The sequence below is a fragment of the Paraburkholderia sp. BL10I2N1 genome (assembly GCF_004361815.1).
In the GTDB taxonomy this organism is placed as follows: domain Bacteria; phylum Pseudomonadota; class Gammaproteobacteria; order Burkholderiales; family Burkholderiaceae; genus Paraburkholderia.
Genome location: NZ_SNWA01000001.1, coordinates 3,380,678 through 3,407,112 on the forward strand (window position 1 = coordinate 3,380,678; position 26,435 = coordinate 3,407,112).

The 26,435-nt window shown below is 63.6% G+C and carries 24 protein-coding genes; 20 read left to right on the forward strand and 4 right to left on the reverse strand.

Annotated elements, in window-relative coordinates:
• The first annotated feature begins 36 nt into the window (after positions 1-36).
• From prpR to B0G77_RS15755, 12 genes are all read left to right on the forward strand, one after another.
• Complete coding sequence (gene prpR, locus B0G77_RS15700; protein ID WP_133664164.1) at positions 37-2,001, forward strand: propionate catabolism operon regulatory protein PrpR; 1,965 nt, start codon at positions 37-39, stop codon at positions 1,999-2,001.
• 56 nt (positions 2,002-2,057) lie between these two features.
• Positions 2,058-2,453, forward strand: coding sequence for a lysozyme inhibitor LprI family protein (locus tag B0G77_RS15705; protein WP_133662945.1), 396 nt, complete (start codon positions 2,058-2,060; stop codon positions 2,451-2,453).
• Between the two features lie 130 nt (positions 2,454-2,583).
• On the forward strand, positions 2,584-3,012 hold the full coding sequence (locus tag B0G77_RS15710) for a DnaJ family domain-containing protein (RefSeq protein ID WP_166656159.1): 429 nt from the start codon (positions 2,584-2,586) through the stop codon (positions 3,010-3,012).
• Positions 3,009-3,575: a tRNA adenosine(34) deaminase TadA gene (gene tadA, locus B0G77_RS15715; RefSeq protein ID WP_243751014.1), complete on the forward strand. Its 567-nt coding sequence runs from the start codon at positions 3,009-3,011 to the stop codon at positions 3,573-3,575. The genes B0G77_RS15710 and tadA overlap by 4 nt, the downstream gene beginning before the upstream one ends.
• A 24-nt stretch (positions 3,576-3,599) precedes the next feature.
• Complete coding sequence (gene ldcA / locus B0G77_RS15720; RefSeq protein ID WP_133662946.1) at positions 3,600-4,526, forward strand: muramoyltetrapeptide carboxypeptidase; 927 nt, start codon at positions 3,600-3,602, stop codon at positions 4,524-4,526.
• Positions 4,527-4,838: 312 nt separating this feature from the next.
• On the forward strand, positions 4,839-5,555 hold the full coding sequence (locus B0G77_RS15725; protein ID WP_133662947.1) for a GntR family transcriptional regulator: 717 nt from the start codon (positions 4,839-4,841) through the stop codon (positions 5,553-5,555).
• 334 nt (positions 5,556-5,889) lie between these two features.
• Entirely contained in the window at positions 5,890-7,374 is a 1,485-nt protein-coding gene (locus B0G77_RS15730; RefSeq protein WP_133662948.1) for an NCS1 family nucleobase:cation symporter-1, read from the forward strand.
• Positions 7,375-7,391: 17 nt separating this feature from the next.
• Entirely contained in the window at positions 7,392-8,264 is an 873-nt protein-coding gene (locus tag B0G77_RS15735; RefSeq protein WP_133662949.1) for an aspartate/glutamate racemase family protein, read from the forward strand.
• 171 nt (positions 8,265-8,435) lie between these two features.
• Positions 8,436-9,386 carry an allantoinase PuuE gene (puuE, locus tag B0G77_RS15740; protein ID WP_133662950.1) on the forward strand — a complete coding sequence of 317 codons (951 nt, stop codon included), beginning with the start codon at positions 8,436-8,438 and terminating at the stop codon, positions 9,384-9,386.
• A complete protein-coding gene (gene uraD / locus B0G77_RS15745; protein WP_133662951.1) occupies positions 9,383-9,904 on the forward strand; it encodes a 2-oxo-4-hydroxy-4-carboxy-5-ureidoimidazoline decarboxylase in 522 nt (173 codons plus the stop codon). Before puuE ends, uraD begins: the two co-directional genes overlap by 4 nt.
• 80 nt (positions 9,905-9,984) lie before the next feature.
• The gene (alc, locus tag B0G77_RS15750) at positions 9,985-10,995 is read left to right on the forward strand and encodes an allantoicase (RefSeq protein WP_133662952.1); all 1,011 of its coding nucleotides are present in this window, start codon (positions 9,985-9,987) and stop codon (positions 10,993-10,995) included.
• Positions 10,995-11,507 carry an ureidoglycolate lyase gene (locus tag B0G77_RS15755; RefSeq protein WP_133662953.1) on the forward strand — a complete coding sequence of 171 codons (513 nt, stop codon included), beginning with the start codon at positions 10,995-10,997 and terminating at the stop codon, positions 11,505-11,507. Before alc ends, B0G77_RS15755 begins: the two co-directional genes overlap by 1 nt.
• Positions 11,508-11,881: 374 nt before the next feature.
• Here B0G77_RS15755 and B0G77_RS15760 read toward each other — a convergent pair whose 3' ends face one another.
• Together B0G77_RS15760 and uraH are read right to left on the reverse strand one after the other, a co-directional pair.
• Positions 11,882-13,075, reverse strand: coding sequence for a urate hydroxylase PuuD (locus B0G77_RS15760; protein ID WP_133662954.1), 1,194 nt, complete (start codon positions 13,073-13,075; stop codon positions 11,882-11,884).
• Positions 13,076-13,264: 189 nt separating this feature from the next.
• Positions 13,265-13,618: a hydroxyisourate hydrolase gene (uraH, locus tag B0G77_RS15765; RefSeq protein ID WP_133662955.1), complete on the reverse strand. Its 354-nt coding sequence runs from the start codon at positions 13,616-13,618 to the stop codon at positions 13,265-13,267.
• 618 nt (positions 13,619-14,236) lie between these two features.
• Here uraH and B0G77_RS15770 point away from each other — a divergent pair.
• The gene (locus tag B0G77_RS15770) at positions 14,237-15,586 is read left to right on the forward strand and encodes an 8-oxoguanine deaminase (RefSeq protein ID WP_133664166.1); all 1,350 of its coding nucleotides are present in this window, start codon (positions 14,237-14,239) and stop codon (positions 15,584-15,586) included.
• A 132-nt stretch (positions 15,587-15,718) separates the two neighbouring features.
• Here the strand turns inward: B0G77_RS15770 and B0G77_RS15775 are convergent, their stop codons facing one another.
• Positions 15,719-16,651 carry a LysR substrate-binding domain-containing protein gene (locus B0G77_RS15775; protein ID WP_133662956.1) on the reverse strand — a complete coding sequence of 311 codons (933 nt, stop codon included), beginning with the start codon at positions 16,649-16,651 and terminating at the stop codon, positions 15,719-15,721.
• 253 nt (positions 16,652-16,904) lie between these two features.
• Here B0G77_RS15775 and B0G77_RS15780 point away from each other — a divergent pair, with 253 nt between their 5' ends.
• The 4 genes from B0G77_RS15780 (at position 16,905) to B0G77_RS15795 (ending at position 21,805) form a co-directional block, all read left to right on the forward strand.
• Positions 16,905-18,518 carry an ABC transporter ATP-binding protein gene (locus B0G77_RS15780; RefSeq protein ID WP_133662957.1) on the forward strand — a complete coding sequence of 538 codons (1,614 nt, stop codon included), beginning with the start codon at positions 16,905-16,907 and terminating at the stop codon, positions 18,516-18,518.
• A gap of 69 nt (positions 18,519-18,587) precedes the next feature.
• Positions 18,588-19,691, forward strand: a complete 1,104-nt coding sequence (locus B0G77_RS15785) for an ABC transporter permease (RefSeq protein WP_133662958.1) — start codon at positions 18,588-18,590, stop codon at positions 19,689-19,691.
• Positions 19,692-19,706: 15 nt separating this feature from the next.
• Complete coding sequence (locus B0G77_RS15790; RefSeq protein ID WP_133662959.1) at positions 19,707-20,636, forward strand: ABC transporter permease; 930 nt, start codon at positions 19,707-19,709, stop codon at positions 20,634-20,636.
• A 77-nt stretch (positions 20,637-20,713) separates the two neighbouring features.
• The gene (locus tag B0G77_RS15795) at positions 20,714-21,805 is read left to right on the forward strand and encodes a BMP family ABC transporter substrate-binding protein (protein WP_133662960.1); all 1,092 of its coding nucleotides are present in this window, start codon (positions 20,714-20,716) and stop codon (positions 21,803-21,805) included.
• Between the two features lie 130 nt (positions 21,806-21,935).
• On the opposite strand, the gene B0G77_RS15800 is transcribed toward B0G77_RS15795, so the two are convergent.
• A complete protein-coding gene (locus B0G77_RS15800; RefSeq protein ID WP_133662961.1) occupies positions 21,936-22,151 on the reverse strand; it encodes a dodecin in 216 nt (71 codons plus the stop codon).
• Positions 22,152-22,319: 168 nt separating this feature from the next.
• On the opposite strand from B0G77_RS15800, the gene B0G77_RS15805 reads away from it, so the two are divergent.
• The 3 genes from B0G77_RS15805 to B0G77_RS15815 all read left to right on the forward strand — a co-directional run bounded on the left by B0G77_RS15805 (position 22,320) and on the right by B0G77_RS15815 (position 26,420).
• Positions 22,320-23,228, forward strand: coding sequence for an NAD(P)-dependent oxidoreductase (locus B0G77_RS15805; RefSeq protein WP_279571316.1), 909 nt, complete (start codon positions 22,320-22,322; stop codon positions 23,226-23,228).
• Positions 23,229-23,342: 114 nt separating this feature from the next.
• Positions 23,343-24,935: an ABC-F family ATPase gene (locus B0G77_RS15810; protein WP_133662962.1), complete on the forward strand. Its 1,593-nt coding sequence runs from the start codon at positions 23,343-23,345 to the stop codon at positions 24,933-24,935.
• A 294-nt stretch (positions 24,936-25,229) separates the two neighbouring features.
• Positions 25,230-26,420 carry a nitronate monooxygenase family protein gene (locus B0G77_RS15815; RefSeq protein ID WP_133662963.1) on the forward strand — a complete coding sequence of 397 codons (1,191 nt, stop codon included), beginning with the start codon at positions 25,230-25,232 and terminating at the stop codon, positions 26,418-26,420.
• Positions 26,421-26,435: the final 15 nt, after the last annotated feature.

A 26,435-nucleotide genomic window follows, 5' to 3' on the forward strand; every position in this document is an offset into this window, starting at 1 on the left:
GCGGATCCGATGATCCACGCAGCGAGCCGCTATCCCTTGAGCACCCAACCTACAGACCCCAGCCAGCGCCCCCGTATCTGGGCGGTCGGCATCAGCCGTCTGCGCGACCTGTTTTTCGACATTTCGAGCGAGTACGACGGGCGCGCCAACCTGCGCGTCGTGTCGGTCGGCTTCGAGGAGGCGGTGCGCGAGATCGCCGCCGCGGGTGAGGCGCGCCCTGATGTGGTTGTCGCGGGCGGCTCGAACGGCGCGTATCTGAAGACACGCGCGAGCGTGCCCGTCGTGCAGATTAACCCGACCGGGTTCGACGTGATGCACGCGCTGGCGCGGGCGCGGCGCGACGCGGCGTCGGTGGCCCTCGTCACGCATGGCGAAACGCCCGAAGAAGTCCGGCGCTTCACTGCTGCGTATGGCATCGATGTCGTGTTTGCCTCTTATCAGTCCGCACAGGACGCCGAGAGTTGTGTGCTCGATCTGCGTGATCGGGGCGTGGGAGCGGTCGTCGGACCGGGGCTTGTGACCGATCTTGCCGCTCGCGCCGGCATGGCGGCGGTGTTTCTTTATTCGCGCGCCTCGGTGCGTGCCGCGTTCGAAACGGCGCTCGACGTCGCGCAGGCGACCCGCGGCGAAGCGGTGCGCCGTCAACGGCTCGACAATCTGCTGCAACATATGCGCGATGGCGTCGTCGCGCTCGATGCGCAAGGGCGGGTCGAAGCGATCAACCAACGTCTCGCCACCGCGCTTGGCATCGACACGGCGAACGCCGTGGGCCGGCCGCTCATCGAACTCGCGCCCGACATCGCCGACGCATTGCCGGACGCCGACGGCGATGCGCCCGGGTCGGTACGCGGTGTGAGCTATGTCGTGCACCGCGGGCCGCTGGCGGGCAGCGGCGCGGCGGCGGGCACCGTTCTGACATTTCAGGAGTCGCGTGCGGTCGAGCGCCTCGATCGCACGTTGCGCTCAAGACCGCGTGCGCAGCAGTTCACCGCGCGTTACCGGCTCGACGATCTGATCGGCGAATGCGCGCAGATCGAGCGGGTGCGCACGCTCGTGCGGCGCTATGCGAAATCGGACGCGACGGCGCTGATCCTCGGCGAAAGCGGGACCGGCAAGGAGATGGTCGCGCAGAGCATGCATCACCTGAGCGCGCGGCGCGACTTCGCGTTTGTCGCGATTAATTGCGGCGCGTTTCCCGAGGCCTTGCTCGAAAGCGAACTGTTCGGCTACGAAGAGGGGGCGTTTACCGGTGCGCGCAAGGGCGGCAAGGCGGGGCTGATCGAAGCGGCCCATCGCGGTACGCTCTTTCTCGATGAAATCGGCGAGATGCCATTGCCGCTGCAAAGCCGTCTGCTGCGTGTGCTGCAGGAGCGCGAAGTGGTGCGGCTCGGCTCGACGGAGCCGACGCGGGTCGATATACGCGTCGTCGCCGCGACACATCGGGCGCTGACCGAAGGTGTCGAGGCGGGTACCTTTCGCGCCGATCTGTTTTATCGGCTCAACATCCTGAGCATTGCGCTGCCGCCGCTGCGCGAGCGACCGGCCGATCTGATGCCGCTTGCCAGCGCACTGCTGCGGCAGGCGGCAACACGCGAGTCGCGGCTCGCGGCGCGCATCCGCATTGCGGATGACGCTGCCCGCGTGCTCGAACGCATCAGCGAGCCATTGCGCCGCTATGCGTGGCCAGGCAACGTGCGTGAATTGCAGAATGTGATCGAACGGATCGTCGTCGAACTGGCGGACGTGGACACGGACGATGGAGGCGACGGCGCGCTCACTGTCGACGTGCTGCGCACGATTGCGCCGGAATTGTTTGAGCCGTTTGTGCGCGGGCAGAAGGAAGCGCTGACGTTGCGCGAGCGTAGCCGTCACGTCGAGGCGGACCAAATCCGTGCCGCGCTGGCCGCGTGCAACGGCGATCGCGACGCGGTCTGCAAGGCGCTTGGCATCAGCAAGACCACCCTATGGCGCAAGCTGAACGCGGCGCACCAGGCGCAGTAGGGCGAACGCACGGACCCGAAGGCTATTGTCGAACACAAACCCACGGAGTGAATGCAATGCGCCGTCGCTTCCTGATCGCCGTCCCGCTGCTGATATCAGGCGGAGTGGCGCTTGCCGCCGATGTCAATTGCAGGAATCCGCTGGATCAGGCGAGCATGAACATCTGCGCCGACCGGGACTTCAAAGTCGCCGACAAAAAACTCAACGAAACGTATCGCGCGCTGTCCGCCAAAACCAGCAAGGCCGGGCGCGACAAGCTCCAGAAAGCGCAGCGGGCATGGGTGAGCTGGCGCGACGCCCAGTGCCAGTTGAACACGCTTGGCAGTGCCGACGGCAGTGTGCATCCGATGGTCTACGCGCTATGCCTCGACCAGCTGACGCAGGCCCAGACAAAGCTTCTCGATGGGCAACTGCATTGCCAGGAAGGCGATACGTCCTGCGGCGGACAATAGCGCTTCCCCGCCGAATCTTTCAGAAAAATTACGTCGTTGCGCCCGCAACCGAAGAACCCGTCGGGTCGGCAGCCGGAATTTCGCGACAGCCCCTGATAGAATGCCGGGGCCGCAACGTGTTGGATTGCAGATGAAATTGCTTGACGCATTGGTCGAACAGCGTATCGCCGCCGCAGCCGCTCGCGGCGCGTTCGACGATTTGCCGGGTGCCGGCCTGCCGCTGGACCTCGATGACGACGTGCTCGTCCCCGAGGAGGTGCGCGTGGCCAACCGGATACTGAAGAATGCCGGTTTTGTGCCGCCGGCAGTCGAACAACTGCGGGCGCTGCGCGACCTGCAGAACGAACTGAATGCCGTCAGCGACCGCGCCACGCGCTGCCGCCTTCAGGCAAAGATGCTGGCGCTCGACATGGCGCTTGAATCGCTGCGTGGTGGCCCGATGGTCGTACCGCGCGAATATTGCCGGCGCATCGCCGAGCGGCTCTCGGAGCGCACGTCCGGCGCCGACCCAGGCGACCCAGGCGACCCAGGCGACCCAGGCGAGGCAGGCCAGCAGTGAACGCGCCTTCTTCCGGCTTGCCAGTCACGGAACGCGAACGGCGCTTCATGCTGCTCGCGCAGGCTGCCGCCGAACAGGCGAGAGCGGCGGGCGAAGTGCCGGTCGGCGCGGTGCTCGTGCGTGGCGACGAAGTGATCGCCAGCGGATTCAATCACCCGATCGGCGCGCACGATCCTTCCGCACATGCCGAGATGGCCGCACTGAGGGCCGCCGCACAAAACCTTGGAAACTATCGCCTGCCGGGCTGCGAACTCTATGTCACACTCGAACCGTGCCTGATGTGCGCGGGCGCGATCATGCATGCGCGGATCGCGCGCGTCGTATTCGGCGCGCGCGATCCGAAGACGGGGGCGTGCGGCAGCGTCGTCGATGCCTTCGCCAATCCGCAGTTGAACCATCACACGACCGTGGTCGGAGGCGTGCTCGAAGACGAATGCGGCGCGGCGCTCAAAGCCTTCTTCGCGGACCGGCGGCGCGCCAGCCGGCAAGCGCGCGCGGCTGCTGCGGGCACCGCGTCCGACGCGCCGGGATTGCCAGCATCGCACGCATCTGAACCTCGATAATCAGACCGTCCGGATCTTCTGCTTATGATCGCGCATCGCACCATCGAACTGATCGCGCCTTCGGGCTACCCCCACGATCCAGCCGTCGTTCATCGCGCGCTGGGGCGCCTTCAGGCTCAGGGGCACCGCGTCACAGGTGTTCACGCAACCGAGCGACGCTACCAGCGCTTCGCGGGCACCGATGGCGAGCGCGCGGCGGAACTGAACCATCTCGCGGATCCGTCGAAGCCGTTGCCGGATATCGTGCTTTCCGTCCGGGGCGGTTACGGCGCCGTGCGCATTCTGCACGGGCTCGACTACGAGGGCTTGCAGCGGCGCCTGACGGATAAGCCCGTGGCCTTTGTCGGTCACAGCGACTTCACGGCGATCCAGATGGCTTTGCTGGCGCGCGCCGGCCTGAAATCGTTCGGCGGCCCGATGCTGATGAGCGATTTCGGCGCTGACGAGTTGAGCGACTTCACAATGAAGCATTTCTGGGAGGCGCTAACGAGCCCGACCTTCACGCTGACGAGCCGTGCGCCCCAGGCGCAGTCTGCCAACGTCAGCGGCGTGCTGTGGGGCGGCAATCTGGCAGTGATGGCGTCGCTTGTCGGCACACCGTACATGCCACCGGTGGAAGACGGCATCCTCTTTCTCGAAGACGTCAACGAACAGCCTTTCCGTGTCGAACGGATGATCTATCAACTTCAGCTGGCGGGCATTCTCGAGCGTCAGCAGGCAATCATCCTGGGCGATTTTTCCGGCAGCAAGGTGTATGACTACGACAACGGTTACGACCTGCGCGCGGTGATCGACCAGGTTCGTTCGGTGGTGGGTATTCCGGTGATCACGGGACTCCCGTTCGGTCATGTTGAAGATATGGTGACGTTGCCAGTGGGTGCCGATGCGCACCTCGAGGCCGACGCGCACGGATTCCGGTTGACCGTGACAGGACATCTGCATCTGAGTTGAGAGGGCAGGGTAGAGCGGGCGCTGCCCGCTTTATTTTTGGCCGATAGAACGCAACTAACGGTCTACCATTTCGCGCGACCTCAAATTCCGATCCGCCGCCGTTCATCCAGTGTTTGTTGACAAAATGTCCGGCAACTGACGACACCGCTTTTTCCCTCCTGAATGCATCGCAGGCTTGCCAGAAACCCATCCAGGCGGCCGTCGACGCCACGATACTATGCTCGCGGGCATCCGATTGTCGAAATTAAAGATAAAAATTGTTGACAATTTTTATGTCCATCCTAAGATGACCTTCATAACGAGACGCCCATCATGTCCGAGCAACCTTCCACCTCATCGACGAGCACCAAACCTGAAGCGATCGCCGAGCGCATTCGCGCCGCGATTCTCGAGCACCGGCTTTCGCCGGGTGCCAAGCTGACCGAAGCGCAGCTATGCGAAGTGTTCGGGGTGAAGCGCGGCCCGATCCGTCAAGCGCTTGCCCAGCTTGCGACCGACCGGCTCGTCGATCTCGAGCCGAATCGCGGTGCGTTCGTGGCGAGTCCGTCGCTGCAGGAAGTCCACGAGGTGTTCGAGATGCGCCGCATCATCGAACTTGCCGTGGTCGAGAAGATCTGCGCCGGCCCCGGTACGCGTCGGCTGAAGAGCATCAGCGGCATGATCGGCCGCGAGCGCAAGGCGTTTGAGACGCGGGATTTTCCGGCGTGGATCCGTCTGTCGGGCGAGTTTCATACGGAGCTGGCTTCACTGACCGGCAACACGGTGTTGTGTGACTGTCTCAACGGTCTTGTCGCGCGTTCCACGCTGATTTCGGCGTTGTACGAATCGCTCGGACGCAGCCCGTGTTCGTTCGAGGATCACGAAGCCATACTTGCCGCGCTCGACGCCGGTAACGCCAAGGAGGCTGCGGCGCTGATGTCGCGCCACCTGCAAAGCGTCGAACTGAAAATGCTCGATCGGCCGGCGCACGGCGCGGCCGATCTGCACGAAGTATTCGCCGCGCGCACAGGCAAGTCCGCGCCGGCCTGAAGCATGGCATCAGGGCGCTCAAGACGGGTGCGCGCCGCACTGATTGTGAACTGACACTGAATCGAATGCTCGCGACTGCGGACCCGCGATGAAGCGGGGACGCAGCCACAAGGCGGCCTGCCATCGGGCGGCGCCGTATCCGCGACAACGTTCTGGCAAGAGCCCGCGGCTCTCGTCCCGGGCGACAACCACAAGTACGAAAGTACGGAGACAACCGCGGCGCCTGCATGTAGCGGCACTCTCGGCTGGGTCGATTCTCGACCGGCGCGCCTCGCATGCGGGATGCAGATATCCATCGGTCTAGCGTTCGACGGTTTCCTTTCAAGGAGGAGTCATGGCTCAGTTCAGTGCAACACCGGGCAATCCCGCCATTCCCGCATTCGACGAAAGCGCCGCTGTCGGCAACCCATCGTTGCCGGCCGGCTACAGCGAGCGTCTTTACAACGAAGATCTCGCGCCGCTGCATCAACAGACGTGGAGCGCGTACAACATCTTCGCGTTCTGGATGTCGGATGTGCACAGCGTCGGCGGCTATGTGTTCGCGGGGAGTCTCTTCGCGCTCGGTCTGACGAGCTGGCAGGTGCTGATTGCGCTCCTCGTCGGCATCGGCATCGTCAACGTGCTGTGCAACCTGATCGCGAAACCAAGCCAGCTGAACGGCGTGCCGTATCCGGTCGCGTGTCGTGCGACTTTCGGTGTGCTCGGTGCGAATGTGCCGGCTGTGATTCGCGGGCTGATCGCCGTGGCGTGGTATGGCATCCAGACGTATCTGGCGTCGAGTGCGCTCGTCATCGTCGTGCTCAAATTCATGCCGCAGCTGATGCCGTATGCGGACGTCCATCATCACGGCTTCATGGGGCTGTCGACGGTCGGCTGGGCCGGCTTCATGCTGCTCTGGGTGCTTCAGGCGCTGGTGTTCTGGCACGGCATGGAGACCATCAAGAAGTTCATCGACTTCGCGGGCCCCGCTGTGTACGTGGTGATGTTCATCCTCGCGGGCTACATGGTGTGGCGCGCAGGCTGGCGCAACATCGGCATCAATCTGGGCGGTGTGAAGTATCACGGGCTCCAGGTCGTGCCGGTGATGATCACGGCGATCTCGCTGGTCGTGTCGTATTTCTCGGGGCCGATGCTGAATTTCGGCGACTTCTCGCGCTACGGCAAGAGCTTTCGCAGCGTCAAGCGCGGCAACTTCTGGGGCCTGCCGATCAACTTTCTTGCGTTCTCGCTGGTGACGGTCATCACGACGGCCGCGACGCTGCCCGTGTTCGGCGAACTGATCACCGATCCGGTCGAAACCGTAGGCCGCATTGACTATCCGCTGGCCGTGATTCTCGGTGCGCTCACGTTCACCATTGCAACGATCGGCATCAACATCGTGGCGAACTTCGTGTCGCCGGCTTTCGACTTTTCGAATGTCGCGCCGCGTCTCATCAGCTGGCGTGCAGGCGGGATGCTGGCGGCGGTGGCTTCGATCTTCATCACGCCGTGGAACCTCTTCAACAACCCCGCGGTGATCCACTACACGCTCGATGTGCTCGGCAGTTTCATCGGACCGTTGTATGGTGTGCTGATCGTCGACTTCTATCTCGTGAAGCGTCAGAAGATCGTGGCGGACGATCTGTATACGATGTCTGAACGCGGCAAGTACTGGTATCGCAATGGCGTCAACTATAGGGCCGTCGCCGCGTTGCTGCCGGCTGCCGCGATTGCCGTCACGTGCGTAATGGTGCCCTCGCTGGATGGCATGGCCAATTTCTCGTGGTTCATCGGTGCGCTGCTCGGCGCCGGGTTCTATCGCGCACTCGTGCGCAAGTGACAGCGCAAGGAGTCGATATGCGTATCAAGCTGATCAACCCCAACACAACACAACGGATGACCGATGCGATGGGACGTTGCGCGCGCAACGTCGTCGCGCCCGGCACCGAGCTGATCGCGGTCAGCCCGACCATGGGGCCGCCTTCGATCGAAGGCTATTACGACGAAGCGCTCGCGACGCCGGGCCTGCTCGCCGAGGTTGCCGCAGGTGAACGCGAAGGCTGCGACGGCTACGTGATCGCATGTTTCGGCGACCCGGGCCTGTATGCGGCGCGCGAACTGGCGCGCGGACCGGTGATCGGCATTGCCGAAGCCGCGATGCACGCAGCCAGTGTGCTTGCGCCGGGCTTTTCCGTGGTCACGACGCTGTCGCGGACCTGCGGCATGGCCTGGCACCTCGCCGAGCGGTACGGGATGAAGCGCTTCTGTCGCAACGTCCGCGCCACCGATGTTGCCGTGCTCGAACTCGACCGTCCCGGCTCGGCGGCGCGCCGGATCATCCTCGACGAATGCCGCCGGGCGCTCGACGAGGACGGCTCCGACGCCATCGTGCTCGGTTGCGCGGGAATGGCCGAACTGTGCGCGGAAATCGAGGATGCGCTGGGCGCGCCCGTGGTCGAGGGCGTGACGGCGGCAGTGAAATGGGTCGAGGCGCTGATTTCGCTGCGTCTTGGCACCGCGAAGCGCGGCGATTACGCGCGGCCGCTGGCGAAGCGCTACGACGGTGCGTTCGAGCGATTCAGCCCGACGGGCGAAAGCGAATGCGCGCCGGGGACGGCGGTTGCCGGCCGCGGCCAGGCGGTCACCGAAGCGGACCGGCTAGGGGTAAACCCGGGCGTTTCGGGCGCCGATGCGCTGCCTGTGGCGACGACGCACATACATTCCGTCTGACCTGCACTATCTGCCCGGGTGTATGGGCGCACCCGGGCGTTTTCGCTACACTGGCCTGGTCCTGGAATCGGCCCGGCATGGCGACGATCAGACGGCTTTCCGGCCGTTCTCCGCTGCCGCCAGCGCGAGGTCCAGCCCGTCATCCGGTCACCCAGCAGCTTTCGTCAAATCATGTCATTCGATTCGAACTATCCACGCGATCTGATCGGCTACGGCCGCCATCCGGTGCAGGCGAACTGGCCAGGACGCGCCCGCGTCGCCGTGCAGTTCGTGCTCAACTATGAAGAGGGCGGCGAGAACTGCGTCCTGCATGGCGATCCGGGCTCGGAGCAGTTCCTGTCGGAGATTGTCGGCGCGGCCGCTTTTCCGGCGCGCCACATGAGCATGGAGTCGATCTACGAATACGGCTCGCGCGCGGGCGTCTGGCGCATCCTGCGCGAGTTCGAGAAGCGCGCTCTGCCGCTGACCGTTTTTGGTGTCGGCATGGCCATCGAGCGCAATCCCGAAGTCGCGCGCGCGTTTGTCGAGCTGGGCCACGAGATTGCGTGTCATGGCTATCGCTGGATCCACTATCAGGACATGGCGCCGGAGAAGGAAGCCGAGCACATGCGCCTCGGCATGGAAGCGATCGAGCGCGTGACCGGCCAGCGTCCCCCTGGCTGGTACACCGGGCGCGACAGTCCGAATACGCATCGTCTGGTCGCCGAATATGGCGGCTTCCTGTACGACTCCGACTACTACGGCGACGATCTGCCGTTCTGGATGGACGTCGAGGTGACGGGCGGCGCAAAGGTGCCGCAACTGATCGTGCCGTACACGCTCGATACTAACGACATGCGTTTTGCGAGCCCGCAAGGCTTCAATACGGCGGATCATTTCTTCACGTATCTGCGCGACGCGTTCGACGTGCTTTACGAAGAAGGCGACGAGGCGCCGAAGATGCTGTCGATCGGCATGCACTGCCGTCTGCTCGGACGGCCTGGGCGCTTCCGCGCACTGCAGCGTTTTCTCGACCATATCGAACAGCACGATCGTGTCTGGGTGACGCGGCGTGTCGACATCGCGCAGCACTGGCGCGAACACCATCCCTGGCAACAGGATAACCGCGGGGCAGCCGCATGAAGGCGATGCAATACACCCTGGATCAACTGAATCACATTTCGACCGACGCGTTCGTCGCGGCGCTGTCGGGCATTTTCGAGCATTCGCCGTGGGTCGCCGAAGTGGCCGCCGCACAGCGTCCCTACGCGAGCATCGACGCGCTGCATCACACGATGTCGAACATCGTCGAGACGGCCGGCGAAGACAAGCAGCTGGCGCTGATCAACGCCCACCCGGAGCTGGCCGGCAAGGCGGCGGTGCGCGGCGAACTCACGGCTGAGTCGACGCGCGAGCAGAGCGGCGCAGGCCTTGCTCAATGCACGCAGGAAGAATTCGACCAGCTGTTGCGCCTGAATGAAGCCTATCGCGGGAAATTCGGCTTTCCGTTCATTCTCGCGGTGCGCGGCTATGACCGCCACGGCATCATCGCGAACTTCGAGGCACGCGTGAATAACAGCCGCGCGGACGAACTGCGCGCGAGCCTCGACCAGATCTGTCGCATCGCGCGCTTCAGGCTCGACGACCTGATCGACGCGTAAGCCCAAGGGGTTCGAGTCACGTCGCCGGCCATGAAGGTTTTTTGGCACTAACAGCTACACAGACATCAAGGAAGACAGCAATGGCACTCCCGATTCTTGACCCCAACGCGCCCGAATTCACGCGCCGCTATGTGAACCTCGCGGATCCGCGTCTGGGCGCACAGGCGCTCGAAACCAGCGACGATTTCTTCGCGCCGAAGGAGCGCATGCTCAATCCGGAGCCGGCCGTTTTCATTCCCGGCAAGTACGACGATCACGGCAAGTGGATGGACGGCTGGGAAACGCGCCGCAAGCGCACGACCGGTTACGACTGGTGCATCGTGAAGCTGGCACGCCCGGGTGTGATCAAGGGTCTCGACATCGATACGAGCCATTTCACCGGCAACTTCCCGCCGGCGGCCTCGGTTGAGGCAGCAAGGGTGGTGGACGGTGCGCCGTCCCAGTCGACCCAATGGACCGAAATCGTCCCGTCGATGTCGCTGCAGGGCAATAGCCATCACTACGTCGACGTCGCTGATGCGAATGCGTTCACGCATCTGCGCATCAACATCTATCCTGATGGCGGCGTCGCGCGTCTGCGCGTGTACGGCCAGCCGCAGGTGGACTGGGCGGGCGCAAGCCGCACCGAACAGTTCGATCTGGCGGCGATGGAAAACGGTGCGTATCTCGTGGCCGCCAACAACCAGCACTTCGGCGCCGCGTCGACGATCCTGATGCCGGGCCGCGGCGTGAACATGGGCGACGGCTGGGAAACGCGCCGCCGTCGTGAGCCGGGCAACGACTGGGCGATCGTGGCGCTTGCGCAACCGGGCGTCATCAGGAAGATCGAGGTCGACACGGCGCACTTCAAGGGCAACTATCCCGACCGCTGCTCGATCCAGGCCGCGTATGTGACGGGTGGCACGGACAGCTCGCTCATCACGCAGGCGATGTTCTGGCCGGTCCTGCTCGGCGAGCAGAAGTTGCAGATGGACAAACAGCATTACTTCGAAAGCGAAGTCGCGGCGCTCGGGCCGGTCACGCACGTGCGCTTCAATATCATTCCGGACGGCGGTGTGTCGCGTCTGCGTCTGTGGGGCACGCTCGCATAATGAAAACGCTCGCCATCGAACCGTTGACGCGCGCCGCGTTCGCCCCTTTCGGCGACGTGATCGAACTCGAAGGCGCCAGGCAGATTCCGATCAATCTCGGCACGACGATCCGCTATCACGATCTCGCGCATGTCGATGTGACGGACGAGGGCGGTCGCACGCTCGTCAATCTGTTTCGCGGGCAGCCGCGCGCGCTGCCATTCGAGGTGAAGATGCTCGAACGGCATCCGCTCGGCAGTCAGGCTTTTGTGCCGCTGAACGACAAACCGTATCTGGTGGTGGTGGCGCCGGCCGGCGAACTGGATCCGTCGAAGATCCGCGCGTTCGTCACGAGCGGGTGGCAGGGCGTGAATTACGCGAAGGGCGTCTGGCACCATCCGCTGATCGCGCTGGGCGACGTGAGCGATTTCATCGTGGTCGATCGCGGCGGCGAGGGTCTCAATCTCAACGAGCAGGATCTGGCGGAACCGGTGTGGCTGACGGAAGATGCGTTGAGCGCGGTCGCGGTTTGACCGGCTGGTTGTCTCGCGGGAAGAAGCAAAACGCCCACAGCATGTTGCCGTGGGCGTTTTGTTTTATATATAGCGCTGCTTTCGATCCCTGTGTGGCGGAGGGGTTTCCTGATGCCGTACGGTATTGGTATGCAGCGCCCGGCTCAATTTTCACCTGGGCCTTTCTTGCCCGTCTCGCACCTTGCTCCTCTTAAACCACACACGTGAGGCACCCCCCCAAAGTACATGTGCGCGCGTGGCGCGGCAGCGCTTTAGCCTCACCGCCCGACGGGCAAACAAAAACGGACCTTCACACAAGTGAAGGTCCGTCATCAGGCAGGGCATCCCGAAGCCGGACAGGGACCACTGTCCGGCGATCAACCGTCCGTATCCGCTTACTTCGCGGCCCCGCCCTGAAACCACGAAGCGATCTGTTGCCGTTCGCCATCGGTCATATGCGTGACGTTGCCAAGCGGCATGGCCTTCAGCGTCACGGCCTGCTGATAGATCCGCTGCGCGTTCTGCGAGATTTCGTCGGGCGTGTCGAGCAGGACGCCGGCGGGCGCGCTGCCCATCAGCGTCGGATGCACCGAGTGGCACGCGGCGCAGCGTTGCTGCAACACGGGCGCAATGTCTGCCACCCTGACAACCGGCGCATTGGCCGCCTGCGCCTGAGCGACGACCGGCTTCGGCATCGTCCAGGCGAGCGCGACGAACATCAGCGCGACGCCCACGAGCGGCAGATACCACAGCACCTGGCCACGATGGCGCATGACGAAGAACTGACGGATCAGCGCGCCGGCCAGCATGATAATGACCAGCACCGCCCAGTTGTAGGGATGCGTATACGTCATCGCATAGTGGTTCGACAGCATCGCGAACACGACCGGCAGCGTGAAATACGTGTTGTGCACCGAGCGCTGCTTGCCGCGCTTGCCGTAGATCGGGTTCGGCACGTCGCCCTTGAGCATCGCTTCGACCATCTTGCGCTGGCCAGGAATGATCACGAAGAACACGTTCGCCGACATGATCGTCGCGAGCATGGCGCCCATGATCAGGTACGCGGCGCGGCCCGCGAAAATGTGGCAGGCGAGCCATGCGGCGATCAGCACGTAAACGCCGACGCAGATACCGAGCACCTTGTCCTTGCTGCCGAGCAGGCGGCACAGCGAGTCGTAGACGATCCAGCCCGCAGCGAGAAATCCGAGCGCCGAAAAGATCGCGACGACCGGGCCCATGTCGAGCACGTTTTTGTCGATCAGGTAGGTGTTCGGCGCGAACAGGTACAGCACTGTGAAGAGACCGAAGCCGGACAGCCACGTCGTGTAGGACGGCCACTTCGACCAGTGCAGGTCTTCGGGCATTTCAGGCGGTGCGACGGTGTACTTCTGCATGTTGTAGAAGCCACCGCCGTGCACGTGCCACAGTTCGCCGAACACGCCGCGGCGGCGCTGGTTCGGGTCCGTCGGCGGTTTCAGGCTGTTGTCGAGTGCGACGAAATAGAACGATTCGCCGATCCATGCGATAGCGGCGATGACGTGAAACCAGCGAATCGCGAGATTCAGCCAGTCGGTAATAAAGCCTTCCATGAAACTCCTCCACTTCCGATGCAATGTGCGCGTTGCGCCATGCTTTTAGAGTCGGCGTTTTGCAGATGCGTCTCCTTCCATCTGCAAAACGCGGCGGGATCGCGCGTGACCTCTGATGGCTGTGCAGTGCCGGGGCCCGGCAGCATTCCGCTGTCGCTCAGTCATCTCCAACTGCCCCTCAGCTGCCTCTCAGCTGCCCCGGTAGGTGCTCCAGGACCAGGGCGAGACCAGTAGCGGCACGTGCCAGTGCGCCCCCGCATTCGCGACGCCAAAGCGCAGCACGACACGATCGACAAAACGCGGCTCGGGCACGTTCGTGCCGGCAGCGGCGAAATAGTCGCCGGCATGGAACACGAGTTCGTACTCGCCGGCGACGAGCGCGTCGCCTTCGAGCAGCGGCTCGTCGCAGCGGCCGTCGTTATTGGTGGTAGTGCTTTTGAGCGCCCGGCGCGAGTCGCCGGAGAGCGCGAAGAGTTCGACCTTGATGCCCGCGCCGGGACGGCCGTTTGCGGTGTCGAGCACATGGGTAGTGAGCTTTCCCATTCGCAGTTTTCCTTGTGTGAATTGCGAGGTTTCAGCGGCGGCCCGATCCAGAATACGTTGCGGCGGATCGAGGCTCCACGTCAGTGGCTACATACCCGTCGGCGAATTGAAGCGAGCGCCGTGACAGCCATTGTAAAAAGGATGCTCCCATCCGCGCGCGACCGATAGGAAAGATAATACCTGGCGCATGACCCTGGCCTGGCCGCCGTGTCTGGCGATGTGTGGCTTGCAGTTTGCCGACAGGGGATCCTGCGCCGAGCGCCGTGCTGAAACGGGGCTTGACCCGTGCAAGAGATGGATCGCATCGCGGTTTCGATGCTACTGGCGACAAAAAAGCCCGATATATTGGGTTTGTGAAGGTGGGTATGGCGGCTGGGTGAATTGCCAGCGCAATTTTGGCCCCTGAAGGTTACGTCCATGCGCAGCTCGTCTGCGCGTCCCGAAGACGGCGCAATACGCTGGGTAACCGGGCCAACGGCGTTCGAAGGAACGCGGCGGCACCGGGAGCGTGCTGGCCGCAGCACGTTCGGACGGTTTCATGTTCGTGAGAATCGTGACAGTCGGGACAATCGGGAGGGCAGGGTGACGACAGAACAACAGGGCAGGCGTGCGAAAACGATGCTGGTCAGGCACGCCGACGTGCTCGTGACGATGGACGGCGCAAGGCGCGAACTACGCGACGGCGGCCTCTTCATCGAGGACAACCGCATCGTGGCCGTCGGACCCACGGCCGAACTGCCTGAAACGGCCGACGAAGTGCTGGATATGCGTGGCCACCTGGTGATGCCGGGGCTCATCAACACGCATCATCATATGTACCAGAGCCTGACGCGCGCGATTCCCGCTGCGCAGGACGCCGAGCTGTTCGGCTGGCTGACGAATCTGTACAAGGTATGGGCGAACCTGACGCCCGAGATGATCGAGGTGTCGACGCTCACGGCGATGGCGGAGTTGCTGCTGTCGGGCTGCACGACGTCGAGCGACCATCTGTATATCTATCCGAACGGCAGCCGGCTGGACGACAGCATTGCGGCGGCCCGGCGGATCGGCATGCGCTTTCATGCGAGCCGCGGCAGCATGAGCGTTGGCCAGAAGGATGGCGGCCTGCCGCCGGATTCGGTGGTGGAGAACGAAGCCGACATACTGCGCGACACGCAGCGGCTCATCGAGACGTATCACGATGACGGGCGTTACGCGATGCTGCGCGTGGTGGTCGCGCCGTGTTCGCCGTTTTCGGTGAGCCGGGATCTGATGCGCGAGTCGGCGACGCTCGCGCGGCAGTACGGAGTTTCGCTGCATACGCACCTGGCCGAGAACGTCAACGATGTCACCTACAGCCGCGAGAAGTTCGGGATGACGCCGGCGCAGTACGCGGAAGATCTCGGCTGGGTGGGGCGCGACGTGTGGCACGCGCACTGCGTGCAGCTGGACGATGCGGGAATCGAGCTGTTTGCCCGCACGGGGACTGGCGTTGCGCATTGTCCCTGTTCGAACATGCGGCTCGCTTCGGGCATTGCGCCGGTGCGAAAGATGCGGCTGGCCGGCGTGCCGGTGGGGCTGGGCGTCGACGGATCGGCTTCGAACGACGGCGCGCAGATGGTGGCCGAGGTACGTCAGGCGCTGCTGTTGCAGCGCGTCGGCTTCGGACCCGATGCGATGACGGCGCGCGAAGCGCTCGAGATCGCCACGCTCGGCGGGGCGAAGGTGCTGAACCGGGACGATATCGGCGCGTTGGCTCCCGGCATGGCCGCGGACTTCGTCGCATTCGATCTGCGTCAGCCGCTGTTTGCAGGCGCATTGCACGATCCGGTCGCGGCGCTGGTGTTCTGCGCGCCGTCGCAGGTGGCCTGCAGCGTGATTGGCGGGCAGGTGATCGTGAAAGACGGCGTGCTGACTACCGTCGAACTGGGAACCGTGGTCGAGCACCACAACCGGCTCGCGAGGGTGCTTTTTGAAGCAGCGGGCTGAACGCGGTTATCGGCGGTTTTTTTCGTGCCGGCTCCGTGAGCGAGCGGGCAGGCGGGCCGACGCGAAAACCGGAAAAGGACACACAATGAAACAGACCGGCAGCCCGTGCTGCCGGCGCGCAGGACGGAAGCCTCAGGGCTTGTCGATGAGCGTACGGGTCGCTTCAGCGACGAGGCTGCGCAGCCACCGGACTTCGTCGGAGTAGTGACAGCGTTCGTGCCACAGCTGGTAGTACTGCATCGGCGGAAAGTCGAGCGGTGCGGGCACGACGGTCAGCGGCAGGAATCTGGCGTAGTGATCGGCGAAAAGCCGCGTAGTCGTGAAGATCAGATCGGACTTGATGAGCACGTAAGGCGCGAGATTGAAGTAGGGCAAAGTGACGACGACATGCCGCTTCAAACGTTCACGCGCAAGATGGACATCGATCGCACCACGTTGGCCAACCGAATAAGGAGTCGGCGCAAGATGCGGGGCATTCAGATACTGGTCGAGCGTCAACCCGCCGCGTTTCGCGAACGGATGCGCGTTGCTCATCAAGCAGACGATCTGGTCGACGAAAAGATTCGACAGATGCAACTGCTCAGGCGGCTCCGGCCAGTTGCCGACGACGATATCGAGCTTGCCGTCCTCGAGCGCGAGTTCGTAATCGAACGAGGGCCCAAGCGAGTGAAATTCGAGCGTCGCGTTTGGCGCGGCCTGCCGGAAGCGTTCGACGACCGTCGGCACGAACAGCACGTTGAGGTAGTCGGGGCAGCCGATGCGGTAGCAACGGATCGACGTCGCCGGGTCGAAGTTGTGCTGCTGGAACTTGATCCGCTCGATTTCGCGCAGCGCGTTCTGCACGGGTTCGAGCAGGCGCAGCCCGTACTCGGTCGGCACCATGCCGGATTTGCCGCGCACCAGAAGCGGGTCGCCGGTGATGTCGCGCAGACGCCGAAGCGCCGCGCTGATAGCCGGCTGGGACTGGTTGAGCTTGACCGCCGCGCGCGTCACGCTGCGCTCCATCAACAGCGTGTGCAAGACGCGTAGTAAATAGGTATCGATCGCCTCGCGTTGCTGACTCATGACTTCTCCGGGTTATATGTTCGGGCTGATCGAGTGGGCTTGGGGGTATATGCGTTTTAATATGGACAGAAAGAGTCGTCAAGAGTGGCTTACCCGCAAGAGCTCGCTGTGGCGCGGGTTTGCGGGAATTTTGATGGCTCGACGGGCGGTAGCGAATTAGGTATTGTCACCCGGCTGCAACGCCACACAACAAGGCGCTCGCGAGCCGACCGGCCTGGTTGCAAAGGGCAGTCACTGAGTACTACGGAATCACATGGGCGACTTTTCTTCCTCTGGCGGCTCTGCCGCTACCTGGCCCGCGGCCGTTTCGTCCGCGGTGCCCCGTCTCGCGCTGTCGGGCATCAGCAAACAATATCCGGCGGTGCGCGCCAATGACGACGTCACACTCGTCGTCGCCCCTGGCGAGATTCATGCCGTGCTCGGCGAAAACGGCGCGGGCAAGAGCACGTTGATGAAGATCATCTACGGCTCGGTGCGCCCCGACGCAGGCGAGATCCACTGGGAAGGACAGCCGGTCGAGATCGCGAGCCCGGCTGCGGCGCGCAAGCTTGGCATCGGCATGGTGTTCCAGCACTTCTCGCTGTTCGAGACGCTGACTGTCGGCGAGAACATTGCGCTCGCGCTCGACGAGCCGTTCGATCTGAAGATACTGTCGAAACGCATCCGCGAGGTGTCGGCCGACTACGGCCTCGACATCGACCCGCAGCGGCACGTGCACAGCCTGACCGTGGGCGAGCGGCAACGCGTCGAGATCGTGCGTTGCCTGCTGCAGAATCCGCGGCTGCTGATCATGGACGAGCCGACTTCGGTGCTCACGCCGCAGGCGGTCAGGAAGCTCTTCGAGACGCTCAGGCGGCTCGCATCCGAAGGCTGCAGCATTCTCTACATCAGTCACAAGCTCGACGAGATCCAGGAGCTGTGCGATACAGCGACCGTGATGCGCGGTGGGCGCGTCACCGGCAACGTGAAGCCGCGCGAAGAAACGCAGGCGTCGCTCGCGCAGCTGATGGTCGGCCACTCGTTGCCCGACTATGAGCGCCGCGCCCACAATCCCGGCGACGTGCTGCTCGACGTGAAGCATCTGTCGGTGGCAAGCGACGATCCGTTCGGCACCTCGCTCGACGATGTGTCGTTTTCGGTTCACGCGGGCGAAGTGTTCGGTATCGCGGGTGTGTCGGGCAACGGCCAGGCCGAGTTGCTGGCGGCGTTGTCCGGCGAGCAGCGCGGTGCGCGGGCCGACTCGATCACGATCTGCGGCAAGGCGGCAGGGCGTCTCGGTGCGGGCGGCCGTCGTTCGCTGGGTTTCGCGTTCGTGCCCGAGGAGCGCCTTGGCCGTGGCGCGGTGCCGGCCATGTCGCTGGCCGACAACGCGTTGCTGACCGCGCATCGGCAGAACATGGTGCGCTCCGGCTGGATCAACGCGAAGGCGATGCGCGCCTTCGCCGAGCGCTGCATCGGCTCGTTCGACGTGCGCTGCGGCGGCCCTGACGCGCTTGCGCAGAGTCTGTCGGGCGGCAACCTGCAAAAATACATCGTCGGGCGGGAGATCCTGCAACAGCCGAAGGTGCTGGTCGTCGCGCAGCCCACGTGGGGCGTGGACGTCGGCGCGGCTTCGTTCATCCGTCAGCAGCTGCTCGATCTGTCGGCAGGCGGCGTAGCGATTCTGGTGATCTCCGAAGAACTCGAAGAACTGTTCGATATCTGCGACCGTATTGCCGTGCTCGCGCGCGGCCGTCTTTCGCCGGTTCGGGCCACCGGCGATACCAACGCCGAAGAAATCGGCCGCTGGATGGCGGGCCTCTTCGGGGCGCGCGGCAGCGGCGCCGGAGGCACGCCGCCCTCGGCGGGACAGCCGGCACACGCCTGAAAGCGTGCTCCGGGCGAATCGAAAACGCACTCAAAACGCACGACAACACCACGCAAACCACGCCTACCCATGATTTTTCCGTATCGACTCGAAGCGCGCACGACGCCCTCACGCACGATGCAGCTGGCGGTCCCGTTGATCGCCGCGCTGCTGACGCTCGCGATCGGCTTCCTGATTTTCAGCCTGGTGGGCCGCGACCCGTTGCAGGCGATGCACGCGTTCTTCATTGAACCGCTGTCGAGCGTCAACGGCTGGTCGGAACTGCTGCTCAAGGCGTCGCCGCTATGCCTGATCGGCCTCGGTCTTGCGATCGGCTATCGTGCGAACGTCTGGAACATCGGCGCCGAAGGGCAGATGGTGCTCGGCGGAATCGGCGCGAGCGGCGTCGCGATCTACTTCGATCAGGCGAGCGGCTGGTGGATCCTGTTCCTGATGATGATCGCCGGCGTCTTGGCCGGCATGGCCTGGGCGGCGATTCCCGCATTCCTGAAAAGCCGCTTCAACACCAACGAAATCCTCACGAGCCTGATGCTCACCTACGTCGCCACGCAGTTGCTGATCTGGCTGGTCAGCGGCCCGTGGCGCGATCCGCAGGGGATGAACTTTCCGCTCTCGGAAATGTTCAGCGGCGACGCGCTCTATCCGACCTTCGGCGGCGACTGGCACTGGAAATTCCTGCGCGGCACGCGGCTGAATGCGTCGATCTTCGTCACGCTGATCGCGATTCCGCTGGTGTGGGTATTCATGCGCAAGAGCTTCGCGGGCTACCGGATGAACGTCGGCGGTCTTGCGCCGCTCGCTGCGCGCTATGCCGGCTTCTCCGACAAGAAGACGATCTGGACGTCGCTTCTCATCAGCGGTGGGCTTGCGGGACTCGCCGGCATGGGCGAGATCGCCGGGCCGATCGGTCAGCTGCAGGCTACCTGGTCGCCGGGCTACGGCTTTACCGCGATCATCGTCGTGTTCGTCGGGCGGCTGCATCCGGTTGGCATCGTGCTCGCCAGCCTGCTGATGGCGCTGCTGTATCTCGGCGGCGAGGCGGTGCAAACCTCGATGCAGTTGCCGCAGGCGCTCTCCGGTGTGTTCCAGGGGCTGTTGCTGTTCTGCCTGCTGGGTGCCGACCTGTTCGTGAACTACCGCGTGCGCCGCCATACGGTGGCAGTACATCACTGATTCCCGACGATCTCCATGGATATCCAACAAGCCAGCGCGCTGACCTCGAGCGCCGTCGCCGCCGCCATTCCGCTGATGTATGCGGGCGCGGGCGAGCTCGTCACCGAAAAGTCGGGCGTCCTCAACCTCGGCGTCGAAGGCATGATGCTGATGGGCGCGGTCAGCGGCTACGCGATCACTGCGATCACCGGCAGCCCGTGGCTCGGCGTGCTTGCCGCCATCGCGGCGGGCCTCGCGATGTCGCTGCTGTTCGCCTTCCTGACGCTGACCATGCTCGCCAACCAGGTCGCCACTGGCCTTTCACTGACGATCTTCGGCATTGGCCTGTCGGCCTATGTCGGCAAGCCGTACACGTCGGCGGCGGTACGCGCGTCGATCGACGCGTGGGTGATTCCGGGCCTCTCGAAGATTCCAGTCATTGGGCCGGCGTTTTTCAGCCTGACGCCTCTCGACTATCTCGCCTTTGCGATGTTCGCTGTGATTGGCTGGTTCCTGTACCGCACACGCGCGGGACTTGTGCTGCGGTCGGTCGGCGAATCGCCGCAGGTCGCGCATTCGGTCGGCTTTCCGGTGATCGGCGTGCGTTACGGGGCGACGCTCTTCGGCGGTGGCATGGCGGGTCTCGCGGGTGGCTATTATTCGATCGTCAACCTGCATCTGTGGCAGGAGCAGCTGACTTCCGGCCGTGGCTGGATCGCACTCGCGCTGGTCGTGTTCGCGACGTGGCGGCCCGGGCGCCTGCTGATCGGTGCGCTGCTGTTTGGCGCGGTGAGCGGTCTGCAGTTCTACGCCCAGGCGATTGGCGTGCCGGTTCCGACGCAGTTCCTGGCGATGACGCCGTACGTGGCGACGATCGTCGTATTGGTGATCATTTCGCGCAATCCGAATACGATCCGGCTCAATGCGCCGGCCTCGCTCGGCAAGCCGTTCTTTGCGGCGGGTTGACCCGGCACGATGCGCCACCCTCCCTGCATGGTATGCACAAGGTTGAACAATTCAGTTACACGACAGGAGAAGCAACGATGAGAAGAAAAATGCTGAGCGCACTCGCGCTGGCCGCCGCCTCGCTGAGTTTAGGGGCGACGCTGACGCAGACCGCGCGCGCGGCCGACGCGCCGGGCGTCGCATTCGTCTACCTCGGCAACCCGGGTGACGCCGGCTGGACCTTCGCGCACGACCAGGGCTCGAAGGAAGCCGAGGCGCACTTCGGCAACAAGATCAGGATCACGCGAGTGGAAAACGTGCCGGAATCGGCCGACTCCGAACGCGTGTTCCGCGATCTGGCCAACAAGGGCAACAAGATCATCATCGGATCGAGCTTCGGCTATCAGGACTTCATGCTGAAGGTGGCCAGGGACTTCCCGGATACGGTGTTCCTGCACGCTACCGGCTACAAGAAGGCCCCGAACTTCGGCACCTATGACGTGCGGATGTACCAGGGCGCCTATCTGGCCGGCGTCGCGGCGGGCTACGTCACGAAGACCAACACGCTCGGCTTCGTGGCGTCGGTGCCGATTCCCGAGGTGGTGCGCAATATCAACGCGTACACGCTCGGCGCGCGTTCGGTGAATCCGAAGGTTCATACGAAGGTTATCTGGATCAACAGCTGGTTCGATCCGGGCAAGGAAAAGCAGGCCGCCGAAACGCTGATCGGGCAGGGCGCCGACGTGCTGCTGCAGAACACCGACTCCAGCGCGACGCTCGCGACGGCTTCGGAAAAACACGTGCACGCGTTCGGCTGGGATTCGGACATGAAGAAGTTCGGTCCTGACGCGCACCTGGGTTCGGTGGTCGCGCACTGGGGCGTGTATTACGTCGCGGCGATCCAGCAGGTGCTGGATGGCAAGTGGAAGAACGACCCGGTGTGGTGGGGCATTCCGCAGAAAGCCGTCAACCTTGAAGATCTGAACACCGGCGCGATTCCGGCCAACGCGCAGAAGGAAGTCGAAGGCAAGCGCGAGCAGCTGGCGAGCGGCAAGTGGGATGTGTTCACCGGCCCGATCAAGGATCAGTCGGGCAGTGTGAAGGTGCCGGCCGGCAAGACGCTGACCGATCCGGAACTGCAGCGGCTCAACTGGTACGTCGAAGGTGTCGACGGCTCGTTGCCCAAATAACGCACCACTTCAAGGCACAGTCGGTCCGGCCACAATCGACCATGCAGCGGCCCCGGCCGCTGCTTTCAAGGGTTGCGCTCGATGCGGGCGCAACCCTTTTTTGTCCCCTTGCGCGACCTGTTGCGATGCATCACTCCTCGATGCGCAGCCCCACCTTGATGGTCACCTGCCAGTGGACGACCTTAGCGTCCTCGATCTGGCCTCGGGTCTCGGTCACTTCGAACCAGTGCAGGTTGCGCAACGTCTTCGAGGCTTTTTCTATCGCGGTGCGGATCGCATCGTCGCTCGATTTCGTCGACGAGCCGGTCAGCTCGATCTGCTTGTAGACATGGTCTTTTTCTTTCATGAGCGCCTCCTGGGGTTGAAAAAAGTATAGGCAATGCCGCGACCGTCGGCGGGCCGCCTTGCACGAGATAAGTGGATGATGCACGTCGCGTGCCCGGCATGGCGACTCGCGTGGCGGCCGGTATCATGTCGAGGACTGCCATCACCCTTCGAAAACGAGGTAATCAGAGTGGAAATCGGCTTTTGTGGACCGGGCCTGATGGGCGGCCCGATGATCCGGCACCTGCTGCGCTCAGGTCATGCCGTGCATGTATGGAACCGCACGCGGGCGAAGGCCGAGGCGCTCCAGGCAGACGGCGCGAAGGTGGTCGACACGCCGCACGAACTTGCCGCCCACGCTGAGGCGGTGCTCCTGTGCGTCGCCGATGCCGCTGCCGTCGAAGATGTGATTTTCGGCGTGAATGGCCTGCTCGGGCCCGATGCTGGCGATGATGTCGGCGCGAGCGCGGCCGGCAAGGTTCGCTGGATCGTCGATCATTCGAGCATTCCGCCGTCCGCGACCCGCGCGCTGGCGGAGCGGGCCGCCGCGGCTGGCGTCGGTTGGGTCGATGCGCCCGTATCCGGCGGTCTCGGAGGAGCGACGGCGGGCACGCTGGCGATCATGGCGGGCGGTGACGCGGCCCACGTCGCAGCTGTGACGCCGGTGATCAACGCCTACGCCTCGCGCGTCACCCACATGGGCGCGGTCGGCGCGGGTCAGACCACCAAGCTGTGCAACCAGGCGATCGTCACATCGACGGTGGCCGCGATCGCCGAAGCGGTCACGCTCGCGCAAAGGAGCGGAATCGACGCCGCGCGTCTAACAGAAGCGCTGGCCGGCGGCTGGGCGGATTCGGTGCTGTTGCAAACCTTCGTCCCGCGCATGACACAACCCGGTCTGCCGCCGCTGGGTGCGCTGAAGACCTTTCAGAAGGACGTCGACACGGTCGCCGCGACGGCTTTCGAGACCGGCACGCCGATGCCGGTTTCCGGCACGGTCCAGCAGTTGCTGAGGCTCGCCGCCGCGATGGGTCTCTCGAATGCCGACTTTGCCGCGTTTGTCGACGTGCTTCAGCCTGACCGCCGTTCTGCGCAGTAATCAAACCGGGCCGGATCAGGCCAGGAGAATCCGCGGTCTTCAGTCGGAAATAACCGGCGATAACCTGCTAAAATAATTGGTTTTTCGCCGATATATCATTCAAAGGGACGCGCCGTGCTGTCTACCGCCAACATCACCATGCAATTCGGGCCTAAGCCCCTCTTCGAGAACATCTCGGTCAAATTCGGGGAAGGCAACCGCTATGGCCTGATCGGAGCGAACGGTTGCGGCAAGTCGACCTTCATGAAGATCCTCGGCAGCGACCTCGAACCGAGCTCGGGCCAGGTCATGCTCGAACCGAACATCCGCCTCGGCAAGCTGCGCCAGGACCAGTTTGCGTACGAAGACGTGCGCGTGCTTGACGTCGTCATGATGGGTCACACCGAAATGTGGGCCGCGATGACCGAGCGCGACGCGATTTACGCGAACCCCGACGCCACCGACGACGACTATATGCACGCCGCTGAACTCGAAGCGAAGTTCGCCGAGTACGACGGCTACACGGCCGAAGCGCGCGCAGGCGAACTGCTGCTCGGCATCGGCATCGCGATCGATCTGCATGACGGTCCGATGAGCAACGTCGCGCCCGGCTGGAAGCTGCGCGTGCTGCTCGCACAGGCGCTCTTCTCGAAGCCCGACGTGCTTCTGCTCGACGAGCCGACCAACAACCTCGACATCAACTCGATCCGCTGGCTGGAAGACGTGCTCAACCAGTACAACTCGACGATGATCATCATCTCGCACGATCGACACTTCCTGAACCAGGTCTGCACGCACATGGCGGACATGGACTACGGCACGCTGAAGGTCTACCCGGGCAACTACGACGACTACATGCTGGCCAGCACGCAGGCCCGCGAGCGCCAGCAGGCGGCCAACGCGAAGGCGAAAGAGCGCGTCGCCGACCTGCAGGACTTCGTGCGCCGCTTCTCGGCGAACAAGTCGAAGGCGCGTCAGGCAACCAGCCGCGCGAAGCAGATCGAAAAGATCAAGATCGAGGAATTCAAGCCGTCGTCGCGGCAGAATCCGTTCATCCGTTTCGAGTACGAGAAGAAGCTGCACAACATCGCGGTGGTCGCAGATACCATCACGAAGAAGTACGACCGCACGATCTTCCAGAATTTCAATCTGAGCGTGCAACCCGGCGAGCGTATCGCGATCATCGGCGAGAACGGCGCGGGCAAGACCACGCTGCTGCGCTCGCTGCGCGGCAACGTCGAACTGGATCACGGCACGGTCAAGTGGGCGGAGAACGCGAACGTGGGCTACATGCCGCAGGACACGTACGAAGAGTTTCCGGACGACGTCACGCTGATGGACTGGATCGACAACTACCGCAAGGAAGGCGACGACGAGCAGTCGGTGCGTGGCACGCTCGGCCGGCTGCTGTTCAATGCGGACGATATCCGCAAGTCGGTGAAGGTACTCTCCGGTGGTGAGAAGGGCCGCATGATCTGGGGCAAGCTGATGCTGGGCCGTCACAACGTGCTGCTGATGGACGAGCCGACCAACCACATGGACATGGAGTCGATCGAATCGCTGCAGATCGCGCTCGAAAAGTATGAAGGCACGCTGATTTTCGTCTCTCACGACCGCGAGTTCGTGAGTGGTCTGGCTAACCGGATCATCGAAGTGAAGACCGACGGCACGCTGAACGACTTCGGCGGCAATTACGAGGACTTCCTCGCGGGCCAGGGCGTGCAGTAAGCCACTTCGCTGCGCGCTGATTCGCTGCAAAAGCCCGCTTCGTTCGAAGCGGGCTTTTTTCATTGCGCGCGCTAAACGTAGCGTGCCGGCATTGACCGCTCCAATGGTGAGGTTTCCCAGCAGACAGGTGCCAACCCAATGAAGACTGACGCGCAGCGCCATATCGGCAGCAGATGACGCAGATCAACAAAGCGCGCGCTTCATCCAGCGCACGCTCCGTTCCTTGACCTGCCGCAATACGCGGCGCGCCCCATTCGCGACCATCGATGTTTTTCTGTCGACGAGGTCGCCATCATGTTTCCATCCCACTCCTTTGCGCCGCTGGTCATCCGTGGCCGAACCCTGTTGCCGGTCGTGCAGGGCGGCATGGGGGTTGGCGCGTCGGCGCATCGTCTGGCTGGCAGCGTTGCCCGTGAAGGTGCGCTCGGCACGATCGCGAGTATCGACCTTCGCCATCATCACGCCGATCTGGTCGAGCTATGCCGTGTGAATCCGGATCGCGCGACGCTGGAACGCGCGAACCTCACCGCGCTCGCGCGCGAAATCGCATCCGCTCGCGCGTTGAGCGAAGGGCGGGGGATGATCGGGGTCAATGTGATGAAAGCGGTCAATGCGCACGCGGACTATGTGCGGGTCGCATGCGAGAGCGGCGCCGATGCGATCGTCATGGGCGCGGGCTTGCCTCTCGATCTGCCCGATCTCACGCAGGGTCATGACATCGCGCTGATCCCGATTCTCTCCGACAGCCGCGGTGCTGCCCTCGTGCTGAAGAAGTGGATGAAGAAGGGCCGACTGCCCGACGCGATTGTGATCGAACACCCCGGGCACGCAGGCGGCCATCTCGGCGTGACGAATCTCGCGGACATGCAGGATGAACGTTTCTCTTTTTCCCGCGTGCTGGAAGAACTCGCATCCACCTTTGCTTCACTCGGATTGCAGCGCGAAGACGTGCCATTGATTGTCGCGGGCGGCATCAACAGTCATGCGGCCGTTCGTGCGTGTCTTGCAGCCGGAGCAAACGGCGTACAACTCGGCACGCCATTCGCCGTCACCGAGGAAGGCGACGCGCATCCGAACTTCAAGCGCGTCCTCGCCGACGCGGCGCCGGAAGACATCGTCGAATTCGTCAGTGTCACCGGCTTGCCCGCGCGAGCGGTCAGGACTCCGTGGCTTGCGCGCTATCTGCGCAACGAGACCCGCATACGAGCGAAGATCGGCGCGGTGAGGCACGCGTGCCCGACTGCACTCGAGTGCCTGAGCGCATGCGGTCTGCGCGATGGTATCGAGAAGTTCGGGCATTTCTGTATCGATACGCGCCTTGCCGCCGCGCTGCGTGGCGATGTCGCCAATGGGCTCTTCTTTCGCGGCCGGGAGACGTTGCCGTTCGGCAATGCGATCCGTAGCGTGCGAGATCTGCTCGAACTGCTGTTGACGGGCGTGGCGCGACCTCCTGTCGCACGGCGCTGTGCCTTTTCCCTATGTTGATCGGGGTCAACGTGG